Below are 17,414 nucleotides of genomic sequence, written 5' to 3'. Positions count from 1 at the left end.
AGAAAAAAGGAGCTGTATCCGATGGAAAACGTAAAGCCAAGCGCTGATCAAGTCGACCAACTTGACCCGATCTGGGACGGCATTCGCCGGGATGTCGCGGTGCAGGTCGAGCGGGAGCCGATCCTGGCGAGCTTCCTGCACGCCACCATCCTGAATCACGCCACGCTCGAATCGGCCCTCAGTTTTCACCTGGCCAACAAGCTGGACAGCCCGGTTGCTCAAGCCCTGCTGATTCGGGAAGTGATTGACGAAGCACTGGCCGCGGACCCGAGTATCGGTACCGCCGCGCGCGCGGACCTGGCCGCGATCGAACAACGCGACAGTGCCTGCCACTCGCTGTATGAGCCGTTCCTGTTCTTCAAGGGGTATCACGCCCTGCAGGCCTGGCGCGTGGCCCACTGGCTGTGGCAACAGCAGCGACGTTCACTGTCCCTGTTTATCCAACACCGTATCTCGGTGGTATTCGGTGTGGATATCCATCCCGCCGCCGAGCTGGGGCAGGGCATCCTGCTCGACCACGCCACCGGCATCGTCATCGGCGAGACGGCGGTGGTGGAAGACAATGTCTCGATCATGCAATCGGTGACCCTGGGGGGCACCGGCAAGGAAAGCGGCGACCGCCATCCGAAAGTGCGTTGCGGTGTGCTGATTGGTGCCGGCAGCAAGATTCTCGGCAATATCGAGATTGGCGCCTGCTCGCAGATCGCTTCCGGCAGTGTGGTGCTGAAGCCAGTACCGGAGAAATCTCTGGTAGCCGGGGTGCCCGCCAAAGTGATTGGCACGGCAAGCTGCGACCAGCCCGCCATCAGCATGAATCAAACCGCAATATCGCAGGTGGATCAATTGCGCTGATTCTGCTGTCACAGGTTGCACACATTCATTCCAGCCAGGCAACGGCAAGACTATCCTTTAACCATGAAATACAGTCTCAGTGCCAAAAACCTCGTTTGCCGCAACCTGGAAACTAAAGCTGGGTACTTTGCCGGGCTGGCCAACCCCAGTCAGACCAAAGAAATCACCGGCCTGCTGCGCACCGACAGCGGGCTCCTCTCCTCGCATTTCAACCAGGTAGTGAGCAACTCGGTGGTACAGCCGCGCATTTTGCAGCGTTTTGTCGTCGATTATTTTGCCGAGCGCCACAGCCCCTTTTCCCTGTGGCACTGTGCAAACAAGCCACTGGATGACGTGGCACTGGCGGAACTACATCTGATTCGCCAACCGCCATTGATTGCCATGGCGGCGGAGGTCAAACAACTGGCCCCAAACGACAAGGCCGATGACAAGCTGACGATTAAAAACGTCACGCGCGCAGAGGATGTCATCGCCTACGGCGACCTGATTGCCGCATCACAAAGCTGCAACCTCGAAGCCGCGCAAACCAAGAAGTTCTACAAACACTTATCCGAATTACCCGAACACAAATACAGCCGTCTGAAAATGCATATCGGCGAGTTCGAGGGAAAAGCGGTGGCCACCGGCTGCCTGTTTTCTTCCGCCGATGCGCTCGGCTTCTACGACCTGTGGACATTACCCGAATATCGCGATCACGGAGTCGGCAGTGCCATGTTCCAGCAAATGGTGCGGGAAGTGTTGCATAGCCACCACAAGCACGCAGTGGCACTGGTGGGAGAAGACCAACAAGACCTCTGGTTAGATACTGGCTTTTACGCCGTGGGCGAAGTCACCTGCTACGAATTCACCCCCGAGCGCGGTGCCAGCAGCCTCCGCCAGGACGCGCCCAATGACGATGCAAGTGAAGATCGCGAAAGCGCATGAGTGCAGCTAGCGGATAACCAGCGAGATTACGCACGCTCAATCGGAAACGCGATCACCTCATCAATACGCTCTGCCTCGCAGGCCAACATCAATATCCGGTCCACCCCCAGCGCCACGCCCGCGCAGGCCGGCATGCCAGACGCCAGCCCCTCCACCAGACGCTCCTCGTATGGATTTACCGGCTTGCCATGCTCTGCACGGTATTTCTGATCCGCTTCAAACCGGCGCTGCTGTTCCGCGGCATCGGTCAGTTCCCAGTAACCATTGGCCAGCTCCATCCCCGCCACATAGGCTTCAAACCGCCGCGCCACCGGCGCACCCAGCTCATCGTGCTCCACCCGCGCCAGTGCCGCCTGGCTCGCGGGGAAATCGTAGACCAGCGTAATCCCACGCTCGCCTGACGAATCCATATTCGGCTCGATATGGTGGCTCATCAACAGATCCAGACACTCATCGCGATCCGCCGGCTCGAACGACAACTCCAGCACCCGCGCCACAACCGCCTTCAACTCCTCCAGCGACGCCCGGTGCGGATCGATATCGAGAAACTTCAGAAACAGCGCGCGGTAACTGTAGGAACACACGCGAGAAATATTCAGCACCCACGACAGAAACTCACCCACCTCGATCATCAGCCGATGATCGTCCCAGCCCACCCGATACCACTCCAGCATGGTGAATTCCGGATTGTGCCGACCACCGGCCTCGCCATTGCGAAACGCCTTGCCCAGGTAATAACAATCTCCCATGCCCGCGGCCAGCAAACGCTTCAGGCCAAACTCCGGGCTGGTCGCCAGGAACGCCGGCGCGCCGCTACAGTCCGCCGTGATCGAATCGATATGCGGGTCGCTGGTGGCGCGACGGGACAGAATCGGCACCTCCATCTCCAGCACCTGACGCTCGCTGAAGAAACGGCGGATATCCGCGAGCAGGGTGGCGCGGCGGCGGAGGTTGTCGAGTGGGGCAGAGGGCTGCCAGAGGCATTCAGACATAGGAGTTTAAATTTAAAAAGATGTACCAGTTTAGCTGCCTAGAACCACCAATCGCCGATGCGAAGGCAAAGTGCCGGGTGCGGGTTTTCAGGAGCGTCAGCGGCAAGGACGCCGCTGACGCAGCGTACAGGGATGTATTCACAGCGGTCCTGAAAACCCGCACCCGGTATTTTGACGCCTCGAGGCCCTGGAAAAAGGAACCACCGCAGCCACAACTAAAAAGGGCGAATACCAGAGTATTCGCCCTTCAGAATCGCTGAGCAAAAGAGGATTAGTCTTCCTTCGCGCGACCCAGGTATTCCGCGGTACGGGTATCGACCTTGATAGTCTCACCGATTTCCAGGAACAGGGGTACCTTCACCACGGCACCGGTAGACAGGGTCGCCGGCTTGGTGCCGCCCTGTGCAGTATCGCCACGCACACCCGGATCGGTATCGGTGATTTCCAGGATCACGTGGTTTGGCGGAGTGACCGCCAGCGGCGCACCGTTATACAGAGTGACCACGCAGATATCCTGCTCCTTCAGCCACTTCGCCGCATCGCCAACCGCCTTCGCGTCCGCCTGATGCTGCTCAAAGGTCTCCGGCTCCATGAAATGGAAGAACTCACCATCGTTGTAGAGGTATTCCATGTCGCGGTCCATCACGTCCGCACTCTCCAGGCTCTCACCGGAACGGAAAGTACGCTCCCACACGCGACCGGTCTTCAGGTTGCGCAGCTTCACGCGATTGAAGGCCTGCCCCTTACCGGGCTTCACGAACTCATTGTCCACAATGGAACAGGGGTCGCCGTCCAGCATTACCTTCAGGCCGCCTTTGAATTCGTTAGTGGAATAATTAGCCATGAGCTCCTCGAAATATCAGCATTACGCCATCAAATTGATTAAACTTCGCGCGCCCCTCCGGGGCCAACCAGTAGCCAACGGCCACCGCGCCAAAAAAACAGCCCGCTATGATACAGCACCGCCAGCCCGCACGTGAAATAAGCAGCATCGAAATCGCCGCCTCCGGCGAGGAGATCCTGCGCCCGCGCCGCTGGCAGGAAGAAATGAGCGATCTGGTGCGCGACCCGCAGGAACTGCTCGAGCTGCTGCAACTGGATGCTGAGCAGCTGCCCCAACTGAGCGCTGCCTCGGCCACCTTCGAACTGCGCGTGCCACGCCCGTTCCTGAGCCGCATCCGCCCCGGCGATCCCAAAGACCCACTGCTGTTGCAAGTATTGCCCACCGCAGCAGAACTGCAGCCCAGCCCCGGCTACAACAACGACCCACTGGAGGAAGCCAACGCCAATCCGGTGCCCGGCGTCGTGCATAAATACCAGGGCCGCCTGCTGTTGATTGCCGCCGGCCAGTGCGCGGTCAACTGCCGCTACTGCTTCCGCCGCGCCTTCCCCTACGGCGACAACCATTTGAACCGCCAGCAGTGGCAGCAGGCGCTGGACTATATCCGCGCTCAGCAGGGCCTGCGTGAAGTGATTTTAAGCGGTGGCGACCCCCTGGTGATGAGCGACCGTCAGCTGGCCTGGCTGGCGGGCGAGCTGCAGCAGATCCCGCAGCTGGACAAGCTGCGTATCCACACCCGCCTGCCCATCGTCGCGCCGTCCCGCGTCAACGAAGAACTGTTGGGCTGGTTTACCCGTAGCCGCCTCAAGCCTGTACTGGTGCTGCACTGCAATCACCCCAACGAGATTGACGATGAGGTCGCGGCCGCCCTCGGCCGATTGCGCGCTGCCGGCGTTACCCTGCTCAACCAGGCTGTGCTGCTGAAAAACGTCAACGACAGCGCCGACACGCTGGCCGAGCTTTCCGAAAAGTTGTTCGCCAATGGGGTGCTGCCGTATTACCTGCACCAGCTGGATCACGTGCAGGGTGCCGCACATTTCGAAGTGGCAGACACCCGCGCGCGCGCACTGGTGGAAAGTGTGCGCCAGCAACTGCCAGGTTATCTGGTACCGCGCCTGGTGCGGGAAATTCCCGCGGAAAAATCCAAGACACCGGTATAAACAGCGTTTGTCGCTGAGCCCCCAACGCTGGCGCTCGCATGGAGCCGCCAAACACGCTCCAAAAGCCCCCCAAAAGAGCTAATATACGACAAGTTTGTCGCCTGTTCGGCGATTTTTGGCGCCGTAAGCTTCTATTTAGACGCCTATTTCCTCTGACATGTTTGTGCAAATTTCGCGGCCTCGTATACTGCATGCACGCAACACTCGGTTATCGCCATGCAGGACGCAGCAGATACAGAAGTCGGGCAGGATGCCCGTCGCGGAAATAAAACCGCACATAACCCCCACTCCGATTTCCCATCGCCACAGGGCACACAGGCCGGCCCATCCACGCCTCCACTCAGGGACCTTCCCCAGCTCACCTGCGGATGCCGCAATCATCGTCAGCTAAAGCAATGGTTGCGCGACTTCCTCAGCCGTAACCCGCTGGATGAAAAGGCCCAGCGCAACGCCGGCACCCTGCGCAGCCTGCTCTCGGAGATTACTCGTTGGGATGCACCGGTGCGTCTGCGCCTGGCCTGCCTGGAGGTGCTGCGCCCGGCAATCGCCGAGCATTGCGGTACCCTCGCACTCGCGCCGTTGGCCAATTTCGCCAGCGCTCAGCGCGGCCAAAACCAGCGGCAGCGTCGCGAACAACTTACCGCCGTCATCCTCTACCAGCATCTGGCACAGGCCTACGCCAGTGTGAGCAGCCAGCTTATGGAGGAGACCCACACCCTGTTTTTCCGCCGCCGGCTTGCCCGCGCCCTGCATCGCGGCTGCGACAGCTATCGCCGGCTGATTCAGATCTGCAACCTCGCCTACCAGGCCCCGCCACAAGGCAGCTGGTTGCGCTTGCAGCAACTGGTGCAAACAGCGCGCGAGCACGGCCTGGAACAACGCCGGGTTGTGGATCCGCTGGCGACGGGTGCCGCGGATGCTCCGCTGCGCGCCACTCGCCGGCTGAACCGCTGGGAAAAGCTAACGCACCCCTATCTGCAAACCGCACTATTCGCCAGCGCCAACCCACTGCAGCTGACCCTGGATGAACAGCTGCAACTGTGGTTGTGCTGCGGCCGCTGGGCGAGCAAGGCAACACTGCTCGAACGTGCGGAAAAATCCGCGCAGACTCTGCTGTGCTGCCTGAATCTGGACCAGCCGCCCATTCCCGCGGTGCGCCTGCGCCGCAGCGCAGTTGACCTGAAGCATTTCTCCGCGCCACTGGGTTGGCCCGTGGATCTGAGCGGGCCGCTGCGACTGCTGCAAAAACGGCTGCGGCGCCCCGGGGCGCTGTCGGTAGATATGCTGGAGCGGGTGCAGGCCATCTGGGCGGGCGCCAAGAGCCGGGGCGAACAGCGCACTCCGGTGGCGTTGGACTGCCAGGTTGCCGTTGGCATCAGCGCGATCGCCTACCACCTCAAGCAGGACGGCGATGAAGGCCCGGAGCTCGCGGCAAGTTTTAATACCAGCAATGCCGCGGATCTGGTGATGGAGGTGGATTCCATCGACTTCAGCACTGGCCGCGCTCTCAAGGATTATGAAGTGGCCACGCCACTGCCCTGCGCGCCATCGGTGTCGCGTCGGCACAGCGAAGGTGCGAGCACAGCGCCAAAACGCTACTCGCCAACGCCCGCCACACTGCTCAACACCAGCGGCAACGGCGCGGGATTGCGTATGCCGGCAGAAGTTCAGGGGCGTCTTCACAGCGGCAACCTGATCGCACTCAAATTCGCTGAGCATTGGGAGGTAGGGCTGGTGCGCTGGCAGTTCGGTCTGCCCGATCAGTGTCGCGCTGGACTGGAGTTACTCGGCGGCCACACCAGTGCGGTGCGGGTGCGCCGCCACACCAGGGACGGGCGACGCTCGGATTCCATGGCGGGCCTGCTGAACGGCGTCGCGGGGCAGCTGCCAGAGCTATTGCTGCCCACCCCCCTGTTCCAGCAAGGTGACACAGTAGACATCATCGCCGCCGGTCAATCCCGTACGGTGACCCTGCGCCAGCAGACCCTGAACACCGGCAGCATCGCCATCTTTGCCTTTTCCTGAATGGTCTCCCGGGCACCTCACCAGTGCCCCCGCCCATCTACGGCACAATTCTTGTGCACAATGGCGAAGATTTTCCCTTCACTTTCCAGGAACGTAGAACCATATCCCAGAGTGCCGACTGTGCACTTGTTCACGGTATTTATAACGACCTAAACTATCAGGTTCGCGGTACTGGACCGCCTCAACCGGGGCGGGCACCGGCAGGGAAGCGGTCGATCTGAAACCGATCAGAGTGAACAATTAAAAATAACCGCCGCGACGCAGTACAACAGGAACACAATGAGCAGCGAAAACACCATCCGCCTTCTTCTTATTCACGATGTCCCGGCCGAGGCCCAGCGACTGGTGAGCATGCTGCACAATGCCGGCCGGCCCAACCGCGCCAAGCACGTCGCCAGCGAGGCGGCGCTGACCAAGCTCCTGCAGGAACACACCTGGGATCTGCTGATTGCCGCAGAGCAGGGTAAGCAGCTGGAAGCGGCGACCGCCATCCGCACCATCAGCAAACTGCAGAAAGACGTTCCCGCGATTTTGCTTACCGAACGAGCAGGCTCGCAGCCGGTGGTGGAAGGCCTGAAAGCCGGCGCCCGCGACGTGGTTACCATCGATGAGGATCAGCATCTGCTGCTGACCATCCAGCGCGAACTCAGCGCACTGGAAGAGCGCCGCCAGGCTCGTCAGCACCAACGCCGCTACCACGCCACACTCAACCGCACCAAAGAACTGCTGGACAGCTCCAAGGACGCCATCGCCTACATTTCCGATGGCCTGATTGTTTACGCCAACGAGTCTTTCGCCGAGCGCTTCGGCTACGAGGACCGCGATGATGTGGAATACCAGCCGCTGATCGACATGCTGACCGAAGGCGAGCAGCCGGACGCGCGTGAATTCCTGCGCAGCTGTGCCATCAACAACAATGAGGTGGAAGCCCAGGAGTGGCAGTTCACCGCGCGCACCGCCAAGGGCACGCCACTCGCCACCAAGGCGGAAGTACTGTCGACGGTGTACGACGAGGAGCGCTGCCTACAGGTGCGCATCGCCGCCAGCACCGGCAACACCGAGGAGCTGGAAGCGCAGCTCAGCGAAGCCAAGAGCCGCGACTCCGCAACCGGCCTGTACAACCGCCAGCGCTTTGTACAGCTGCTCAACAGTGCCATCCAGTCTGCAGCGGGATCCCAGCGCACCGGCGGCCTGATGTTTATCGAGATTGACCGTTTCGAGGAATCCGTGCAGCAGGTGGTTGGCGTCGCCGGCGCCGATCAGGTGCACAAAAAGTTCGCCGAACTCCTGCAGAGCAGTGTGCGTCGCGGCGATGTCATCGCCCGTTATGGTGAGGAAAGTTACTGCCTGCTGATGCCGGAAACCACACCGGACAGCGCCGAGTCCCGCTCGAAAGAGTTGCTGCAAAAAGTGGCGGATACCATTTTCGAGGCCGCGGGCAAAACCGTGCACATCACCGCCTCCATCGGCATCTCCCTGCTGAGTGAAACCTCTGGCAATGCGGACAAGGTGCTGGAGCAGGCCTCCAAGGCCCACGACCAGGCCCTAACCAAAGACAATGGCAACGGTTTTGCCCTGTTTGAACCCGACGGCGAACAACAGGGCGGCGATACCGATACCTATCTGCGCGCGCGGGTTGCACAGGCGCTGGAAGCAGGCAACTTCAAGCTGCTGTACCAGCCGATCCTCAGCCTGCAGGGCAGCGGTGAAAAACTCTACGAGGTGCTGGTGCGTCTCGTAGACGGCAAGGAGGAGCTGGCCCCCATGGCCTTCCTCGAAACCCTGGGTGACGCGGGCTTGTCCTGCAAGATGGATCGCTGGGTAATCCTCAATGCGATGAAAGCCGTCGCGGCAAAAAACAGCCAGGGTAACGCCGCCTCCATTCTCATCCACCTGACCGCGCCCTCCCTAAAAGACGGCAGCCTGCCCGCCTGGCTGGGTGTGGCCTTCAAGGCATCCAAGGTGGCCCCCAAAAACGTGACCTTCCAGCTGCGCGCCGAAGACCTCAGCAGCAACCTGCACGCCGCGCGCGACTTTGCCAAACAAGTCCAGGACCTGGGTTGCCGCGTTGCCGTGTGCAGCTTCGGTACCGGCCTCAGCCCGTTCAAGGCGCTGGAACACGTAAAGGTGGATCTGGCCAAGATCGATGCCTCTTTCGTGCGCGAGGTGCAGGATCAGGGCGAAGACAGCGAAACGCTGGTCAACCTCGTCAGCCAGCTCAAGGAAAGCGACATCAAGGTTATTGTCCCGCATATCGAACAGGCCAGTATGCTGCCCACCCTGTGGCAGTCCAGTACCGACTACATCCAGGGCTACTATGTTCAGCCGCCCGCGGACGAAATGGACTTCGACTTCAGCCTGGACTAATCCCACCCGGCAGCCCCCGGCACCACCTTTACAGGGTGATGCCCGGGGCTCATCACCACTGCCCAGCGCTGCCTATCCGGGGCAAAACCTCAAAATTCGGTCTAACCTAGGACCAAAACAGAAATCCAATTTCCCCGCCACCCGTGTGATTGGGTATTCTGTCCCGCGAAGAATTCACCCGATTCTCACTCAAGAAATACAACAATCACGGAGCCCAACATGCTGCCCCAATTGTTTCACACCAGCCTCGGCCGCCTGATCGGTGCCGGGCTGCTTACCGCCAGCCTGGTCACACTCGGCGCGTGCGGCAAACCCGCGGATACCGACGCAAGCAAGGCTAAGCAGGAAGCTGCCGCCAGCGGCGAGAGTGCCGGCGACATTCCAGAAAGCACCACCAAATACACGCCAGAAGACTTGGAAAAGTCCGCACCGATGGCGCAGCAGGCGGGCCCCGAATCCGGTGTCGACTACCACTCCTTCGCCAACACCAACGATTACCTGATCAAACATGTGGATCTGGACCTCACCGCAGACTTTGACAACAAAGTACTGAAGGGCGAAGCGATCCTGGATATCCAGCGCCTCACCCAGAAGAACCCGGCGCTGATTCTCGACACCCGCGATCTCGACGTAACCAATGTGCGCGCGGGTGTTGGCACCAGCCTGCAGGATGTGAAGTTCAGCCTGGGCAAAACCGACCCCAATCTGGGGACCCCGCTGAAGATCAATCTGCCCAAGGGCGCCAACCGGGTCGCCATCCAGTACCAGACTTCCCCGGGCGCTTCCGGTGTACAGTGGTTGGAGCCGGAGCAAACCGCCGGCAAAAAGCACCCCTTCCTGTTTACCCAGGCACAGGCGATCCACGCGCGCAGCTTTATCCCGCTGCAGGACTCCCCCAAGGTGCGCGTGACCTACAAGGCCACCATCCGTACTCCGGAAGAACTGCTGGCGGTAATGAGCGCCAACAACGACCCGGAGACGGAAAAAGACGGCGTTTACGAATTTGAAATGCCGCAACCGATCCCGTCTTACCTGATTGCCCTCGGCATTGGCAATTTAGAGTTCAAACCCATGGGCGAGCGCACCGGCGTCTACGCCGAGCCGGAACTGCTGGACGCAGCAGCCGCCGAGTTCGAAGACACCGAAGACATGCTGGAGGTTACCGAGAAAAATTACGGGCCCTACCGCTGGGACCGCTACGACCTGCTGATCCTGCCCCCGAGCTTCCCGTTTGGCGGCATGGAAAACCCGCGCTTGAGCTTTATCACCCCCACGGTCATCGCCGGTGACAAGAGCCTGGTCGCCCTGATTGCCCACGAACTGGCACACTCCTGGTCCGGCAACCTGATTACCAATGCCAGCTGGCGCGACCTGTGGCTGAACGAGGGTTTCACCACCTACCTCACCAACCGCATCATGCAGTTTGTGTACGGTGACGAGCGCTATCAGATGGAAATGGCCCTTGGTTACGACGACCTGAAGGCCGACCTGGATGACCGCGAAGACAAAGACGAGATCATGGCCATCGACCTGCGCGGTCGCGATCCCGATGAAGTCTTTTCCAATATCCCTTACGAAAAGGGCTCCCTGTTCCTGTACGAACTGGAACAAAAAATCGGTCGTGAGAACTTCGACCAATTCCTGATGGACTACTTCAACCACTTCGCCTTCCAGAGCATCACCACGGAAGACTTTGTGAAGTATCTGGACGAAACGCTGTTAAAACAGTACCCGGACAAGCTCGACCGCGCGCGTATCCAGCAGTGGATTTTCGAACCCGGTATTCCAGAAGGTGCACCGCAGCCCAGTTCCGATGCGTTTACCAAGCTGGACCCGATACGCCAGCAGTGGCTAAACGGCGAGATCAAGGCCAGCGACATCGACACCGAGGGCTGGACCTTCCACCAGTGGAAATATTTCCTCGATGGCATGCCGGAGAAACTGAGCGAAGACCAACTGGCCGAGCTGGACAGCACCTTTAATCTCACCCAGTCGAAAAATAATGAGATCGCATTCAGCTGGTTGATGATTGCGGTGCGCAACCAATACAAGCCCGCCGAGCCTCGTCTGGAAGATTTCCTGGTAACCATCGGCCGCAACAAGTTCCTGCGCCCGCTGTACCGCAACATGATGGTGCACGGCCAGAGCGATAGCGCCAAACGGATTTTTGAAAAAGCCAAGCCCGGCTACCACCCGCTCACCGTCAAGGTAAACAGCAAAATTATCTACGGCGATTGAGCCGTCTCACCACACTCCGTAGCGGATAATCCCGCGGAGTAAAACGTTCGTCGATTTACCTCTCGCCGCCTGCTCGGCGGGAGGTAAATTTTTGTAAACTCCCCCCTCTTTGAGATCTCCGCCGGTTACTCTGGCGTAAATGTTGCTGCAGCAACTTCTCTGATCCAACGCAAGATTTCCATTCGGCGGAGGTTTATTTCGACCACTCGCCGACCATAACCACAAATACAGACCGCCCTACACAACATGAAATCCATTGGTGTATCCACCCTAAGTGCCCTGCAGCCCGCCTGTGCCAGGCTCGCCCTCGTCGCCACACTGCTGCTGCCCTCTGCCGCCCTGGCGCAACCGAACAAGGCCCCGGTGCCGGTGCGCGCAGCGCCGGTCGAGCTGGAACAGATCTCCAACCCGGTAGAAGCCCTCGGCACCGCCAAGGCGTGGGAGTTTGTCTCCATTCGCGCGGGGGTCACGGAACACATCAGCCGCGTGCACTTTGAGAGCGGCCAGCGCGTAAAGGCCGGCGATGTGCTGGTGGAACTGAGCCACGGCGAGGAAAAGGCGGAACTGGCGCGTGCTCGCGCCACCCTGCAGCGCTACGAGCGCGATGCAAAGCGCCTGCGCGGCCTGGTAACCAAAAACCTCACCACCCGCGAACAACTGGAGGCCGCCGAGACGCAGGTGGCCGAAACCCGCGCACTGGTGGATGGCCTGCAGGCGCGCATCGACGATCGCATTATCCGCGCCCCGTTTGACGGCCAGCTGGGCCTGCGCAATATCAGCGTCGGCAGCCTGGTGACCCCGACCACCGAAATCACCACCATTCAGGACAGCGCGCGCCTGAAGCTGGACTTCACCGTACCCGAGCGCCAGCTGTCCGCGATCAGCGGCGGCATGGCCATCGAGGCAACAAGCCAGGCCTACCCCAACCGCGTGTTCAACGGCGAAGTGATGATTGTCGAGGCGCGCGTAGACCCGCAGACCCGAGCGTTTACTGTGCGCGGCCGCCTCGACAATCGCGACGGCCAGCTCAAGCCCGGCATGCTGTTGCGCGTACGCGTTGTCACCAACCCGCGTCGCGCACTGACGATTCCGGAGGCCGCGCTGGTACCGCTGGCCGGTGAACAGTCGGTGTACGTGGTGAAGAAAACCGAAGGCGGGCATATGGTGCAGCGCCGCGAGGTGCAGATCGGCCAGCGCTACGAAGGTAAGGTAGAGGTACTCACCGGCCTGTCTCAGGGCGACCAGGTAGTGACCCGTGGCACGCTGCATATTCGCGACGGCCAGCCCGTTGCCGTGGAAGTTGAGAACGGGGCCCACAAGCAATGATCATCAGTGATACGGCGGTCAAACGCCCGGTTTTTGCACTGGTACTGTCGCTGCTGCTGGTGGTATTCGGCCTGATCAGCTTCGACCGCCTGGCGCTGCGCGAGTACCCGGATATCGACCCGCCGATTGTCTCCATCGACACCAACTATCCCGGTGCCTCTGCGGAGATTGTCGAGACCCGCATCACCCGCCTGATCGAAGACCGCATCGCCGGTATTGAGGGCATCAAGACGGTCACCTCGTCCAGCAGCGACGGGCGCTCGCGCATTTCCATCGAGTTCAATATCAACCGCGACGTGGATGGCGCCACCAACGATGTGCGCGACCGCGTCTCCGGGGTGCTGAACAACCTGCCGGTGGAAGCGGATCCGCCCGAGATCGAAAAGGTCGACAGCAGCGACGACGTGGTGATCTGGCTGAACCTGACCTCCGACCGCATGACCGTGCCGGAACTGACCGACTACGCCAACCGCTACCTGGTGGACCGCTTCTCGGTACTCGACGGCGTGGCGCGGGTGCGGGTCGGTGGTGCCAAGGACTTCGCCATGCGTATCTGGCTGGACCGCGGCGCGATGACCGCGCATAACGTCACCAGTGCAGATATCGAACAGGCGCTGCGTGCGGAAAACCGCGAGTTGCCCGCGGGCTATCTGGAGTCCAGCGATCGTCAGTTCACCCTGCGCCTGCAGCGCCAGTTCCAGAGCGCCGAAGACTTTGCCCGTCTCGCCATCACCACCGGTGACAGCGGACATGTGGTGCGCCTGGGCGATGTGGCGCGGGTCGAACTGGGCTCCGCGGAAGACCGCTCGACTTTCCGCGGCAATGGCGAGCCCATGGTGGGCATCGGTATTACCCGCCAGTCCACCGGCAACATCGTCGCCGTGGCGGAAGCGGCCAAGGCGGAGATGGTTGAGGTCAACAAGTCCCTGCCGGACGGTATGCGCCTCAGCCAGAGTTACGACGCTTCGGTTTTCGTATCCGAGGCGATCAAGGAGGTGTACACCACCCTGGCCATCGCGGTGATTCTGGTGACCCTGGTGATCTACCTGTTCCTGGGTAACTGGCGCGCAACGCTGGTGCCCGCGGTTACCGTACCGGTGTCCCTGATCGCCACCTCAATCCTGCTGTATGCGTTCGGTTTCAGTATCAACCTGCTCACCCTGTTGGCGCTGGTACTGGCCATCGGCCTGGTGGTGGACGACGCCATCGTGGTGCTGGAAAACATTTTCCGGCGCATGGATGAGTACGGCGAACCGCCGTTGCTGGCCGCCTACCGCGGTGCGCGCGAGGTGGGCTTTGCGGTGGTCGCCACCACCCTGGTGCTGGTGGCGGTGTTCGTACCCATCACCTTCCTCGAGGGGGATATCGGCCGGCTGTTTTCCGAGTTTGCGCTGACCATGTCGGCGGCGGTGATCTTCTCCTCCATCACCGCGCTTACCCTGTCGCCGATGCTCGCCGCCAAGCTGATCCGTCCCAGCGATTCCCACAACGCGGCCACCCGCTTCATGGACAAGGCGCTGACCCGCGTGCAGCACCGCTACAGCCGCGGGCTGGATGTGTTGCTGCGCAAACACTGGATTGCCGGTGTGGTGTTTCTCGGGGTAATGGCATTCGCTGCGCTGGCATTCCGTCTGATCCCCACCGAATATGCCCCGCGGGAAGACCGCGGCTCCTTCTTCCTGCTGGTCAACGGCCCCGAGGGCGCCAGCTACCAGTACATGCAGGAGTACATGGACACCATCGAAGAGCGCCTGATGCCGCTGGTGGACAAGGGTTACGTCAACCGCCTGCTGGTGCGCTCACCGCGTTCCTTCGGCACTTCGGCCACGTTCAATACCGGTATGGTGATCTTCACCCTGGCACCCTGGGGTGAACGCCCCTCCGCATTCGAGCTGATGAACCAGGTGCGCGCGGCGGTGAAAGACCTGAGCGGTGTGCGCGCCTTCCCGGTGATGCGCCAGAGTTTCGGTGGTGGCCTCGGCAAGCCGGTGCAATTTGTACTGGGCGGTAGCAGCTACGGCCAGCTCACCGGGTGGCGCGACCAGCTGAACCAGGCGCTGGCGGAATCCAACCCGGGACTGCTCGGCGTCGACTGGGACTACAAGGAAACCCAGCCGCAGCTGCGCATCAATGTGGACTACGAGCGCGCCGCGGACCTGGGGGTTCAGGTGAGCGATGTGGGCACCACCCTGCAGACCATGTTCGGCTCCCTGCGCGCCACCACCTTTATCAACAACGGCGAGGAGTACGACGTAATTCTTGAAGGCGAGCGGGACCTGCAACGCACCCCGGACAGCCTCGAGAACCTCTACGTGCGCTCCAAAACCAGTGGTGCGCTGATCCCGCTGCAGAGCCTGGTGGAAGTCAGCGAATACGCGGACTCACCGCAGCTGCAACGCTACAACCGGGTGCGCGCGATTACCCTGGACGCCAATCTGGCCGATGGCCTGGTACTGGGAGAGGCGCTGGCCTACCTGAACCAGCTGGTGGCAGATAATCTGGAAGGCACCCCGGTGGTTGACTACAAGGGGCAATCCAAGAACTTCCAGGATTCCGGCAACACCATTCTGTTTGCGATACTGCTCGGCGCGCTGGTGGTATTCCTGGTGCTCGCCGCCCAGTTCGAGAGCTTCGTGCACCCGCTGGTGATCATGTTCACGGTGCCACTGGCCATGGCCGGCGCCCTGCTGGGCCTGCTGCTGACCAATCAATCGCTGAACATTTACAGTCAGGTGGGGTTGATCATGCTGGTGGGACTTGCCGCCAAAAACGGCATCCTGATCGTGGAATTTGCAAACCAGTTGCGCGATCGCGGCGTAGAATTTGGCCAGGCACTGCGCCAGGCAGCGGAAACCCGCCTGCGCCCGATCCTGATGACCGGCATCACCACCGCAGCGGGCTCGCTGCCACTGCTGCTGTCATCCGGTGCGGGTTCCGAGACCCGCGCGGTGATCGGTACCGTGGTGTTGTTCGGGGTGCTCGCGGCCACACTGTTCACTATTTACATCGTGCCGACGGCCTATGATGTACTGGCTCGCCGCACTGGCTCGCCGGGACAGGTGGCGCGTAAAATTGGTGAGCTGGACGCGGAGTACCCAGCGCAAAAACAGGATTGAGTGGCGGCTAATTCTGCGCCGGACTATCTAAGCTGGCGCAGATCTCTTAACCTCTGCCAGTCTTTTGTGAGACGACCGCAACTTTTTTCGCGTTGAGGTCGTCTAACTCGCACAATTGGACAGAAACAGAACATCGTATACAGGGAAACGACCATGTTCATGGGCAAGCGACTTCTCGCCGCCACGGCTTTGATCTCACTGCTAATGATGATGAGCGCCTGCACCAAGCAGGTGTGCTATCGGGATGGGGAGCGCAAGCCGCGCATGCCATTTGCCAGTACCGTGAACGAGCTGGCGCCAGCGGTAGGCCTCGCCGCCAGATACGCGGCGGCTTACCACGCCTTCGATTAAGACATTTCCGCTAGGCGGCCCAGCCCCTAATCAAGCGGCTGCGTCTCCACTCAAACGGCTTCGCCCCTAATCAAGCGGCTTCGCCTACCAAGTCGCTAATCTGACGGTCGTTCAGGCCAAACAGGTACAGCGCCGCATCCAGTCCAAATCCGTCAATCGCCTGCGGCGCCTCGGCCCGCACCTTCGGCTTGGCATGGAACGCAATTCCCAGCGCACCCAGCGACAGCATCGGCAAGTCGTTAGCGCCATCGCCCACCGCAATCACCTGATCCAGTGACAGATCCAGTTGCTGGGCAATTTCTTGCAACAGCAGTGCCTTGCGCGCGCCGTCCACAATCGGGTCAATCACCTCACCGGTGAGGGCACCGTCGGCAAAGGCCAGCTGGTTGGCGTGGACAAAGTCCACCGCCAGATGGTTGTCTTGCAGATAATTCGCAAAGTAGGTGAAGCCACCGGACAGAATCGCGGTTTTGCACCCCAGTGCGCGCAGCGCCAGCAGCAGGCGCTGGGCGCCGGGCATAACCGGAATACGCGGGGCAATTTCCGCGAGGCTCGCTTCGGTAAAGCCCTTCAGCAAGCCCATGCGCTTGCGGAAGCTCTGCTGAAAATCCAGCTCGCCGCGCATCGCCGACAGGGTTATCTCCGCCACCTGGTCACCAACACCGGCGATCTTCGCCAGTTCGTCGATCACTTCCGCCTGGATCAGGGTGGAATCCATATCGAAACAGGCAAGCTTCGGTGCGCGCTGGGTACTGCCCGCCTGCAATACCAGCTCAAGGCCGAGGGTTTGCGCCAGCTCCAGCAGGGCCAACCGCGCCGCGGCAAACGCAATATCCCCTTCCAACTGGATACGTAGCACGCGGCAATCTTCCCGCGCGGCCAGAATATCCAGCATCACCGGGCGCCATTCATTCGCCTCAATAAACTCCGCCAGTCGCTGCAGTTGCACCGCCTCGATGTCGTCCGCCAGCACCGTCAGGCACCAGGCAGCAGTGACCGCCGCGGGGGCCTCTGGCAGGGTTGCGGCAACCGGCAGCGAGAAGGCTGCATGACTGGCATCGGCAAGGGAGGTGTACTGGGTGGATGGGTGGGCTGATGGGGAGCTGGCGTCCATGACTGAATCTCGTTGGCTGGCTGCTTTATACGCGCGTCATTGAGCGCGATTTGCCCGGCCCGGGCGCGAATGACCGCCGGGCCGCAAGTGAATTGGCCGCGCATTATA

12 protein-coding genes are annotated in these 17,414 nt (G+C 60.9%); 9 read left to right on the top strand and 3 right to left on the bottom strand.

Translation table 11 applies throughout. The features are described 5' to 3' along the window. The first annotated feature begins 21 nt into the window (after positions 1-21). On the top strand, positions 22-852 hold the full coding sequence (gene cysE, locus ACP15R_RS23290) for a serine O-acetyltransferase (protein WP_222248643.1): 831 nt from the start codon (positions 22-24) through the stop codon (positions 850-852). A gap of 63 nt (positions 853-915) precedes the next feature. Beyond that, positions 916-1,776, top strand: coding sequence for a GNAT family N-acetyltransferase (locus tag ACP15R_RS23285; RefSeq protein WP_224868526.1), 861 nt, complete (start codon positions 916-918; stop codon positions 1,774-1,776). 26 nt (positions 1,777-1,802) lie between these two features. Here ACP15R_RS23285 and epmA read toward each other — a convergent pair whose 3' ends face one another. Both epmA and efp read right to left on the bottom strand, forming a co-directional pair. Next, positions 1,803-2,768 (bottom strand): EF-P lysine aminoacylase EpmA, encoded by a 966-nt coding sequence (gene epmA / locus ACP15R_RS23280; RefSeq protein WP_224868525.1) that lies wholly within the window; start codon positions 2,766-2,768, stop codon positions 1,803-1,805. A gap of 271 nt (positions 2,769-3,039) precedes the next feature. After that, complete coding sequence (gene efp, locus ACP15R_RS23275; protein WP_010133269.1) at positions 3,040-3,612, bottom strand: elongation factor P; 573 nt, start codon at positions 3,610-3,612, stop codon at positions 3,040-3,042. A 107-nt stretch (positions 3,613-3,719) separates the two neighbouring features. Here efp and epmB point away from each other — a divergent pair, with 107 nt between their 5' ends. From epmB to ACP15R_RS23240, 7 genes are all read left to right on the top strand, one after another. Beyond that, positions 3,720-4,769: an EF-P beta-lysylation protein EpmB gene (epmB, locus tag ACP15R_RS23270; RefSeq protein ID WP_224868524.1), complete on the top strand. Its 1,050-nt coding sequence runs from the start codon at positions 3,720-3,722 to the stop codon at positions 4,767-4,769. A gap of 399 nt (positions 4,770-5,168) precedes the next feature. Continuing rightward, the gene (locus tag ACP15R_RS23265) at positions 5,169-6,794 is read left to right on the top strand and encodes a hypothetical protein (RefSeq protein ID WP_424988363.1); all 1,626 of its coding nucleotides are present in this window, start codon (positions 5,169-5,171) and stop codon (positions 6,792-6,794) included. A 279-nt stretch (positions 6,795-7,073) separates the two neighbouring features. Then, positions 7,074-9,161 carry a GGDEF/EAL domain-containing response regulator gene (locus tag ACP15R_RS23260; protein ID WP_224868522.1) on the top strand — a complete coding sequence of 696 codons (2,088 nt, stop codon included), beginning with the start codon at positions 7,074-7,076 and terminating at the stop codon, positions 9,159-9,161. 219 nt (positions 9,162-9,380) lie between these two features. Then, entirely contained in the window at positions 9,381-11,399 is a 2,019-nt protein-coding gene (locus ACP15R_RS23255; RefSeq protein WP_224868521.1) for a M1 family metallopeptidase, read from the top strand. Positions 11,400-11,645: 246 nt separating this feature from the next. After that, on the top strand, positions 11,646-12,725 hold the full coding sequence (locus ACP15R_RS23250; RefSeq protein WP_224868520.1) for an efflux RND transporter periplasmic adaptor subunit: 1,080 nt from the start codon (positions 11,646-11,648) through the stop codon (positions 12,723-12,725). After that, positions 12,722-15,841 carry an efflux RND transporter permease subunit gene (locus tag ACP15R_RS23245; protein WP_224868519.1) on the top strand — a complete coding sequence of 1,040 codons (3,120 nt, stop codon included), beginning with the start codon at positions 12,722-12,724 and terminating at the stop codon, positions 15,839-15,841. The genes ACP15R_RS23250 and ACP15R_RS23245 overlap by 4 nt, the downstream gene beginning before the upstream one ends. Before the next feature lie 153 nt (positions 15,842-15,994). Then, on the top strand, positions 15,995-16,192 hold the full coding sequence (locus ACP15R_RS23240) for a hypothetical protein (RefSeq protein WP_424988362.1): 198 nt from the start codon (positions 15,995-15,997) through the stop codon (positions 16,190-16,192). Positions 16,193-16,262: 70 nt separating this feature from the next. On the opposite strand, the gene serB is transcribed toward ACP15R_RS23240, so the two are convergent. Next, positions 16,263-17,306 carry a phosphoserine phosphatase SerB gene (gene serB / locus ACP15R_RS23235; RefSeq protein ID WP_224868517.1) on the bottom strand — a complete coding sequence of 348 codons (1,044 nt, stop codon included), beginning with the start codon at positions 17,304-17,306 and terminating at the stop codon, positions 16,263-16,265. Positions 17,307-17,414 lie beyond the last annotated feature (108 nt).

Source organism: Microbulbifer sp. S227A (assembly GCF_049800935.1).
The sequence above is the reverse complement of the archived record's forward strand: the minus strand, read 5'-3'. Positions and strand labels throughout refer to the sequence as shown.

What these genes read in the sequence shown, in the direction of transcription:
- ACP15R_RS23285 (WP_224868526.1), top strand. Translation starts at nt 916, where the DNA reads ATGAAATACAGTCTCAGTGCCAAAAACCTCGTTTGCCGCAACCTGGAA.
- ACP15R_RS23255 (WP_224868521.1), top strand. Translation starts at nt 9,381, where the DNA reads ATGCTGCCCCAATTGTTTCACACCAGCCTCGGCCGCCTGATCGGTGCC.
- cysE (WP_222248643.1), top strand. Translation starts at nt 22, where the DNA reads ATGGAAAACGTAAAGCCAAGCGCTGATCAAGTCGACCAACTTGACCCG.
- ACP15R_RS23240 (WP_424988362.1), top strand. Translation starts at nt 15,995, where the DNA reads ATGTTCATGGGCAAGCGACTTCTCGCCGCCACGGCTTTGATCTCACTG.
- efp (WP_010133269.1), bottom strand. Translation starts at nt 3,612, where the DNA reads ATGGCTAATTATTCCACTAACGAATTCAAAGGCGGCCTGAAGGTAATG.
- epmB (WP_224868524.1), top strand. Translation starts at nt 3,720, where the DNA reads ATGATACAGCACCGCCAGCCCGCACGTGAAATAAGCAGCATCGAAATC.
- ACP15R_RS23245 (WP_224868519.1), top strand. Translation starts at nt 12,722, where the DNA reads ATGATCATCAGTGATACGGCGGTCAAACGCCCGGTTTTTGCACTGGTA.
- ACP15R_RS23250 (WP_224868520.1), top strand. Translation starts at nt 11,646, where the DNA reads ATGAAATCCATTGGTGTATCCACCCTAAGTGCCCTGCAGCCCGCCTGT.
- serB (WP_224868517.1), bottom strand. Translation starts at nt 17,306, where the DNA reads ATGGACGCCAGCTCCCCATCAGCCCACCCATCCACCCAGTACACCTCC.
- epmA (WP_224868525.1), bottom strand. Translation starts at nt 2,768, where the DNA reads ATGTCTGAATGCCTCTGGCAGCCCTCTGCCCCACTCGACAACCTCCGC.
- ACP15R_RS23260 (WP_224868522.1), top strand. Translation starts at nt 7,074, where the DNA reads ATGAGCAGCGAAAACACCATCCGCCTTCTTCTTATTCACGATGTCCCG.